This is a genomic window from Bacillus sp. FJAT-27001 (assembly GCF_019039175.1).
In the GTDB taxonomy this organism is placed as follows: Bacteria; Bacillota; Bacilli; order Bacillales; family Bacillaceae; genus Bacillus; species Bacillus velezensis.
The window spans coordinates 658-8,843 of sequence record NZ_JAHOAA010000006.1 but is presented as its reverse complement, the minus strand read 5'-3'; the positions used below and the strand labels follow the sequence as shown (position 1 = coordinate 8,843).

General features: G+C 47.1%; 6 protein-coding genes and 2 pseudogenes. 1 reads left to right on the top strand and 7 read right to left on the bottom strand.

Annotated elements, in window-relative coordinates:
* The 6 genes and pseudogenes from BGM27_RS20900 to BGM27_RS16265 form a co-directional block, all read right to left on the bottom strand.
* Positions 1 to 173: pseudogene (locus tag BGM27_RS20900) on the bottom strand (sporulation protein YunB); the annotation flags it as partial.
* A 126-nt stretch (positions 174 to 299) separates the two neighbouring features.
* Positions 300 to 1,694: a bifunctional metallophosphatase/5'-nucleotidase gene (locus BGM27_RS16285; RefSeq protein ID WP_007408733.1), complete on the bottom strand. Its 1,395-nt coding sequence runs from the start codon at positions 1,692 to 1,694 to the stop codon at positions 300 to 302.
* Positions 1,695 to 1,711: 17 nt separating this feature from the next.
* Positions 1,712 to 2,533 (bottom strand): sulfite exporter TauE/SafE family protein, encoded by an 822-nt coding sequence (locus tag BGM27_RS16280; RefSeq protein WP_007408734.1) that lies wholly within the window; start codon positions 2,531 to 2,533, stop codon positions 1,712 to 1,714.
* A gap of 19 nt (positions 2,534 to 2,552) precedes the next feature.
* On the bottom strand, positions 2,553 to 3,404 hold the full coding sequence (locus BGM27_RS16275) for a DUF72 domain-containing protein (RefSeq protein WP_007408735.1): 852 nt from the start codon (positions 3,402 to 3,404) through the stop codon (positions 2,553 to 2,555).
* A gap of 26 nt (positions 3,405 to 3,430) precedes the next feature.
* Entirely contained in the window at positions 3,431 to 3,784 is a 354-nt protein-coding gene (locus BGM27_RS16270; RefSeq protein ID WP_007408736.1) for a YunG family protein, read from the bottom strand.
* 72 nt (positions 3,785 to 3,856) lie between these two features.
* Positions 3,857 to 5,221, bottom strand: a complete 1,365-nt coding sequence (locus BGM27_RS16265) for an allantoinase (RefSeq protein ID WP_007408737.1) — start codon at positions 5,219 to 5,221, stop codon at positions 3,857 to 3,859.
* 179 nt (positions 5,222 to 5,400) lie between these two features.
* Between BGM27_RS16265 and BGM27_RS16260 the strand changes: the two genes are divergently transcribed.
* Positions 5,401 to 6,996, top strand: coding sequence for a PucR family transcriptional regulator (locus BGM27_RS16260; RefSeq protein ID WP_007408738.1), 1,596 nt, complete (start codon positions 5,401 to 5,403; stop codon positions 6,994 to 6,996).
* Between the two features lie 447 nt (positions 6,997 to 7,443).
* On the opposite strand, the pseudogene BGM27_RS16255 reads toward BGM27_RS16260, so the two are convergent.
* A pseudogene (locus BGM27_RS16255) lies at positions 7,444 to 8,186 on the bottom strand (tetratricopeptide repeat protein); the annotation flags it as partial.

Here is an 8,186-nt window from a genome sequence, read left to right as displayed (position 1 = left end):
GCCACCCGTTTGGTTTCCATTTCTCCTATGTTCATCAGCACCGGTTTGATTGAGGAGTTGATCATCCAAAGGCTGATGACCGTCGATATGATAAAAAAAGCAAACGACAGAAGAAGCACATATCGAAAAGGCAAAGGCCCTCTCTTGCGAAGAGCGCTCCGGTATCTAGGCAAGAAAAATCCCCCCTTACATATCACAATGTATGCTTGTAAGAGGGGACATAGTATTTTATTTTCACTCTTAAAAAGTCCCGCTTTCACTCATTCGGGTGAAATGGAACGGCGGGCAGCTACATGACATTACGGCTGCCGCGCGAGCTTCCAGGCGAGCAGATCCCTTAAAAACTCCGGCATAAAGTATTGCTTTTCTTTTGAATCGCGGATGTAAGGGAACAGCTTTCCGAGTGTAAACATGTCGAGAACGGCAACCGAGTATATCCGCTCCGGATCAATCTCTTCTCCGTTCACTTTCACATTGAGGAGATGTGTCACACCGTCTTCAAGAATGCCGGCCTCTGCCTCCGCTCCGGCATATACCATCCTGCCCATCACTTCCCCGCGGAAGCCGAGGCCTTTTATCCGCAGCTGCTCCATTTGTTCCGAGGCGGCCTGGCTGATTGTTTCCTGAAGTTCTCTGCCTGAAAGACGAACGGCCACCGGATTGATCGGATGAGGGCAGATACGGTGCAGATCAAGCTTTGTGACAGGCCCCTTCTGTAAAGGCCCCAAAATAACGCCTGAATTCACCATGCTGACTTCACAGCCGCACCAGCTTTTCAGCGCTTCGGCTAATAGAAGCGGGAGCGGCGATTCCTCAAACCACTTCACGCCGGCTTCTTCATTCAGGTTGGCGACTTGTTCGGAGAGCAGGTTTTCCGCTTCCCGTTCTTTCTCTTTCAGAAAAGCCGCCGTATCTTCAGATTCCCCTTGCCAATCAGCCATTTTCTGTACAGACGCCTGTTTGCTGACAATGGTTCGTGATTCACTTTCTATTGTCAGCTCGACACAGCCGACATAGTTCCCGTATTTCTCCGCACATGCAAGCAATACACCGTTTATGTCCTGTCCGTCCTCAAGAAGGTGGTGCGTATGTGATTCAAGAATGACATCGATGTCCGGAAATTTTTCCGCTGCGGCCCGGTCATCGATCAGGCCTAAATGAGAAAGCAGAATGATGATGTCCGCTTTGCCCTTGATATTGTCAAGTGATTCTTGAATGCTTTTTTCCGCATCCGTCACCGTCCAGCCGAGTTTTTGATAGACGGGATAATACGGCACCGTGACGCCGAGTATGCCGGCGGTCATCCCGTTTTTCAGTGTTTTGATCACGTAGGGCTCGGCCCATTCCGGCCGCTGTCCGTCCGCGTCAAACAGGTTGGACACAATGACGGGAAACGCGGCATGGGTATATAAATCCGCCAGCTCATCGTGAGGCAGCGTAATTCCTTCATTATTCCCGACGGCAGCCGCATCGATCTCAAGCCGGTTTAACAAGTCGACATTCGCTTTGCCGAAGGTCGCTTCCGTTATCATTTGGAATCGGTCCATATGATCGCCGATGTCGAATACGAGTGTTTCCTCCCCGTCTTTTTCATGTTCATTTCTCTTCTGCTCAATATAATGTACGATTTTCGGCCAATTTTCGAAATGGCTGTGCAAATCATTCGTATGATATAAACGGAGCTTCTCTAACATACCATCTCTCCTACCTTTTAGCTGAATATCCCTTGATAAATCAATTCACAGCCGATCAAAATCAAGACGACCCGCATGAAAAGCACGATCGTTTTCGTCTGCACCCGCTTATTAACCCACGCGCCCATTTTGCCGCCGAACCACGCGCCCGGAACGAGGCACAGCGCATACAGCCAATTGACATGGCCCTCTGCGATATGTGACACGGAACCCGTCACGGAGGATAAGAAAATAATGAGCATTGACGTCGCCACAGCCACTTTCGGCGGGAACAAAAATAACAGCATCATGGCCGGAACCATAAGAGAGCCGCCGCCAATGCCGAAAAGACCGCCCAATAAACCGACGAAAAAGGCAATCATGATACCGGTGAAAATACGGTACGAATATGTATAAAGCTCACCCGATTCATCCTCATATGTCCGGATCATGCCTTTATGCGCTTTATTGACCGGTTTTGCTTTCGCCTTCAGCATTAATGTAATGGAAATCAAAATCATAAAAAGTCCGAACCAGACGGAAAACGTATGCGCATTAAAAAGTTTAGACAAATACGCGCCGATGATGCTTCCCGGGCCGGAACCGATAAAAAAGATCAGTCCGCTTTTGTAGTCAACGGTTTTATATTTCATATAGGCCAGAGTTGATGACAGGCCCGTAAAAATAATCACCAAAAGGGACGTGCCGATGGCAGTCTGCGGTGTTACGTCATGGAAAAACGGAGTCATCGTGCTTAAATAGAGCATTGCCGGCACGATGATAATTCCTCCCCCAAGCCCGATCAGGCTGCCGACCGTTCCCGCGATAAATCCCAATATAATCAAAATAAGATAAGACATGTGTCTTGAAACCTCTTTTCTAGCTGAATAGGTCGAGCTGCTTCGGAGCAAGCCCGGTATATGAGATATTTAACATTTCAAGCATCTCAAGCCCGTTATCGGCGGCGTCTCCGCCTGAGTTATTATTGAAGAGCACATACAGATTGCGCGACTGTTTTTTCAGCTCCTGAAGATTGTTTTTCCAATCTTTGAGCTCCTGTTTGTTATAGCGGTATAAATATCTGACCTCACGCCAGTTTTGTCCGCCGTCTGGTTTGATCCAGCCCTGTTTGTTCCGTCCGTGAAAACGGACAAGCGTTTTTTCTTCATCCGTTGCTTTCAGGACGGTCGGAATGCTGCCCTCGCCGATTTGCGGCTCGTCACATATGCTGTGAATCCAGCCTTCCTCCTTCATAAAGGAAAGCGTCTGTTCATAAAATGGCGGGGAAAACCAAGACCGGTTGCGGAATTCAAGCGCGCACGGGATATCGCCCATCTGCTGCCTGCACCATCTTAAATATGCGACGTTTTCTTTCTTGCAGTCAAACCACGGCGGGAATTGGAACAGCACCATGGCAAGCTTTCCATGCTCTATATACGGCGATAATGACAGCTTAAACGCCTCAAACATTTCTTCCTTCGATTCATAGGGAATATCGCCGCGCTGATGGCCCGTCATTCCTTGATATGCCTTAATGACAAATTGAAAAGATTCCGGCGTCTCTTTGACCCATCTTTCATTATTGCGGGCGGGCTGTATCGCGTAAAAGCTCGCGTCCAGCTCAACGATGGGAAAATGGGAGGAATACGCCTGCAGTTTTTGCGGGCCCGCTGTTTTAGGCGGATAGATGCTGTCATGATCCCCCCACCCCGTCAGTCCGATATAAATCACAATCCTTCACCTCTCACTCTAGTTTATCACAGGTGTTTTTCTCTTTCTGTTTCCATGTTTTTTCTGAATGCACTTTTCAGGAACCGATACTGATGTTCATTGGTGTCCGAAAATGCCTCATCTCTGGAAGAAAGAATGTGCTGATAGACGATCGGCTCTGAAAACTGACCGCTCGTGAAATCATATATCTCCCCGTCTATTCGGTTATAAAAATGCCAGCTTGTGCCGGTTTTTGTTTTGAGAATGTCACCGCCGTAAACATCTTGGATGACTAAAGCCGTCACGCCGCACTGGCCTTTGGCCGGGCAATCTTCCGTCCATTTTGTACTAGTCTTGCGCGACCAGGATGCCGTTAATATGTTCAAGATTTGATCATACAATGTGTTTTACTCCTTTTTATAAAAAGATACCACGAGACCCGCTTTCCAAACGACAAAAAAAACCGATTCTCATCAGAGAATCGGCTCTTTTATTTGAGAAGGCTTCAGGAATGTTCCGAAAGCCCCGCTCTGCTTACGGCCTCCATCCTGATACACACAGCGTCCCTTGCTGTAGGTCGCAGCAATTCGGTATGGAAAGGTGCGGCCTTCATACAGGCTTTGCTTATGTTTGGAAAACATCGTTTCTTTTGTGACGGTAAAAGGTTCCGGCCGGACGATGGCAAAATCAGCGTCAAATCCCTCTTCAAGCCGTCCTTTATTCGTTAAACCGAAGCGCTTGGCAGGTGCTTCGGCCGTCCATCGGGCCACATGTTCAAACGGAATCCCATGATCGATCGCTAATTGAATCATGCCGAGAAGCGTAAATTGGCCTCCGCTGATCCCGCCCCACGACAGAAACATATTATCCTCGCGTTTCAAAGACGGATGACAGGGAGAATGATCCGAAGACACCATATCAATCAGGCCCTCAGCCAAAACTCCGATCAATTCCTCTTTATCAGCCTCTGAGCGGAGCGGCGGAGCGCATTTGGCGGCCGCCCCTTTTTTGAGGAAGTCTTCAAAGCTGAATAATAAGTAGTGCGGACACGTTTCAACGGTGACATCCAATCCGTCTTTTTTCGCCTGCTGAATGGAGAGCACGGCCCGTTTCGTGCTGATATGTACAAAATGAAGCGCGCATCCCGTCGCTCTTGCATATTCAATCGCCCGCTGCACAGCCTCGCATTCGGCTTCTTCCGGACGGGAGGAAGCGTAAGCGCGGGCATCAATTTTCCCTTGGAGCGCGTACTCGGTTTCAAGGAATCGGGTGAGGGCGTCGCTTTCTGCGTGCAGGGCCAAAATCTTGCCGCACGCCGCGATTTCCTTCATTCCCTTTAAAAGAGTCCGTTCATCGGCTGATTGAAATTCATCCGTTCCCGATTTAGACAGAAACGCTTTAAACCCGATTGCCCCCGCTTCTGCCATCGGCCGGATATGTTCGGTATATCCGGGCATCAAACCGCCCCAAAGCGCAAAATCAACCGCTGACTTCCGTTCGGCGATTTCCGCCTTTGCCAGCAGGTTTTCAGCAGTTACCGTCGAAGGGATGCAGTTAAGCGGCATATCAAAATAAGCCGTACAGCCGCCGGCAGCCAGCATGTTTGAGCCGGTTTCAATGCCTTCCCATTCTTCTCGGCCGGGTTCATTGAAATGGACGTGACAATCGACCGCGCCCGGAAACACATACATGCCGTCCGCCTGCACCACTTGTTCCGCGTTTTCGTCAATGCCGGGTCCGATCAAGGCGATTTTCCCGTCCTTGACGGCGATATCAGCCCGCTCTGTTCCGCCTTTTCGCACAGCTTTCGCACCCTTTACAATTACGTCATAGGCCATTTTATCTTCCTCCCTGTAAGGATGACGATTTTCTGTCAGTTTTTATCACAACATGCGGCTATGATTGCCAGTTTACTGCTACTATGATCGTAATACATCAGCAAAACCGCTATAATTTTTGATGATTTTTATTCATATTAACCAATGGTTGTCTTTAGAACCTGAAAGGAGACTGACTGATGAACATTTATGACGTGATGAAGATTCCCGCTTATGAGCGGGCCGCATTAATCGCAGGCAAATCCGGCGGCTGGAGGGAGGTGCAGCACGTCAACATGATGGATGCGCCGGACATCGCTGATTTTTTACATAAAAACGAATTGCTCGTCACCACGGCTTACCACCTGAAGGACCGCCCGCAACTGTTGAAAGATTTGATCCGCCTCATGGCAAAACGGGGCTGCGCGGGACTGGGGATCAAAACGAAGCGTTATCTTAATGTCATTCCGAAAGATGCCGCGGAGCTTGCCGACCGGTATGAATTTCCGATTATTGAGCTGCCGGAAGACATCAGGCTGGGAGATATCGTCAACGCCACACTGAGCCATATTCTTGATATGCGTTCAAATGAGCTCCAGCAGGCCATTTACGCCCATAAAAAATTCACAAACCACATCATGAGCGGCAAAGGGCTGCAATCCCTGCTTAAGAAGCTCTCAGACATTCTCCGGCTTCCCGTGCTGCTTTTGGATCAGCATACAAAACTCTTATCATCGTCCCATCGCATACCCATTGACACGTCTTTATTGAAAAACATCTGTTATTCCCTTTCCGGGCCTTATTTCACCTGCTTTTCCATGCTGTCCGACAGAAAGGCGTATTCTGTCCTGCCGATTCTGAATGTTGAAAAAAACTGCGGTTATCTGGTGATACCGGAGCTGGTGCAGACCGCTGATAAAGGCATGATTTTGACTATTGAACAGGCGGCTAACGTCATTTCCTTTGAACTGCTGAAAGAAAATGCCGTCAAACAATTCAGCAGACGGGCGCGCAATGAATTTTTCAGCAATTTCATCGACCGCTCGTTTACCGGCCATGAAGAAATCAAAAGCCGCGCCAAAGAATTCCGGCTCCGCTGGGATCAGAAATACATGTGCATTTGCGGAAAGCTTGACCGAAATGAGAAAACGATCAGCTTTACCGAAAATCAGCTCGTTTCCGATCATGTATTTGATCTGCTTGAAGGGGAGCTGTCATCCTTCCCGTTTCCCCCTCATCTCTTTATTAAAGGAAATGTCGGTATTCTTTTAATTGAAGCGACAGACAGCTGGAATGAAATGCACGCGTCTGTCATCAGCTTTTTGGAGCAGTTTCAAAAGCAGGTCCGGACGCAATTTAAACGGACTGTCTCCTTCGGCATCTCAAACATATGCCAAAAGCTGATCGACGTCCCTGACGCTTTTACTGAAGCTTCAGACGCCATTTCATCCGGGCATTTGTCCAGAAGCGCGGAGTTTATTCAAATCTATCATGCCAAAGACGTGCCGGAGCTTCTCCGCCTGCTTCCGGCGGAAGATGTGAAGAAATTTTACGAAGCCACCCTCCAAAGCCTGGCCGACCGGCAAAAGGAGGACCAGAGCCTGCTTCATACGCTGTCTGTTTATCTGGAGACCCACTGCCAGATTTCAGAAACGGCTAAGCGCCTGTACGTCCATCGAAATACGGTGATCTATCGTTTAGAAAAATGCGAGGAACTGCTCGGCAAAAGCTTAAAAGATCCGGAGACGACGATGCGCCTGCGGCTCGCGCTGAGAATGCAGCGGCTGATCGGTTAAGGAATCGTTAGAGACAGGGATGCGGGTGTTCTCCCGCATCCTATTTAAGGGGAATTCATTCAGCTAAATCCTCAAAATGCTGCCATCAACATCTGCTTTCAGTGATGTCATCAGCCGTTAGTTATGATTTTCAGCAGACTCTAATCTAAACTAAAAAAGCCTTTCCCGAAGAAAAGACGTAAGCTGTTCAAGTTTGAAGACGATCAGAAGCAGTTTGAAAGGTAGCATGTGTTTGTTTTTCCACTGTGTTTACACCCAATCCGCATATCAAAGATAACGACAGACCCAAAATAATGAAGATGCTTTTTTTCATACAGGCACTCTCCTTCTTAGGTTTGATTACGATCAGACGAAACTTGATAAGATCCATCAAATGAAACAGCCGATGTTGCTAGACCGATCCCTGACATTAAAACGACAGCCGACACAATGATAAATACGCCTTTTCTAAAATTCATACAGGCATTCTCCCCTCTGAATTTGTTTTTGCGTTTGAATCATTTTTTGATGATAAAAATAAGATTTGTCATATTGCTTTGACTCTGCATAAACAGCAGCCGTATCAAGAGCAATATCTTCTACATACGAATAGTTTTTATGTTTCTCAAGGTAATCAATTGTTTGATTCCCATTTGGTCTATTGCATTAATATATAAAGCCTCCAAATATTCTTGCAGAGATTCAAACAGCTTATCTCCTTGAAATATCGCTGATGAAAGTCCCTTTTTGCTGATTTGAATCGCCTCGCTTGTTTTCCCTTGTTTAAATAGAAGCTTTGCGTATGTAAACAAGGAATGCGGAAGGTTACCCAATTTATACTTTTCAGATATCTCCGCTGCTTTTTTTAAGTAGATTTCAGCTTTATTGTATTCTTCTAAGTCTCCGTAATTCTTTCCTATGTTGTAATAAGCAGAACTGAGCAGCCTTTCATTATTGTTTACTTGTTTCGACAACTCTAAAGCTTTTTCTAAATGCGGCAAGCTTTTTTCATAACGTTTAAAGTCTACATAGTTCCCTGATACGACAAATAGACATTGAATTTTCCGGACCTTATACAACTCATACTGATCGTAAATATCGAGCGCTTGCTTTACGTGATGCATGGAGACGTGGCTTTGTTTCATACCGTAATATGCTTCAGCCAATTTAAAATGAAACTCCGCTCTCTCAATTTCATCATGCACATGAAC

Bases quoted from the DNA above. Each gene is read 5' to 3' on its own strand.
- BGM27_RS16285 (WP_007408733.1), bottom strand. From the start codon at position 1,694: ATGTTAGAGAAGCTCCGTTTATATCATACGAATGATTTGCACAGCCAT.
- BGM27_RS16260 (WP_007408738.1), top strand. From the start codon at position 5,401: ATGAACATTTATGACGTGATGAAGATTCCCGCTTATGAGCGGGCCGCA.
- BGM27_RS16280 (WP_007408734.1), bottom strand. From the start codon at position 2,533: ATGTCTTATCTTATTTTGATTATATTGGGATTTATCGCGGGAACGGTC.
- BGM27_RS16265 (WP_007408737.1), bottom strand. From the start codon at position 5,221: ATGGCCTATGACGTAATTGTAAAGGGTGCGAAAGCTGTGCGAAAAGGC.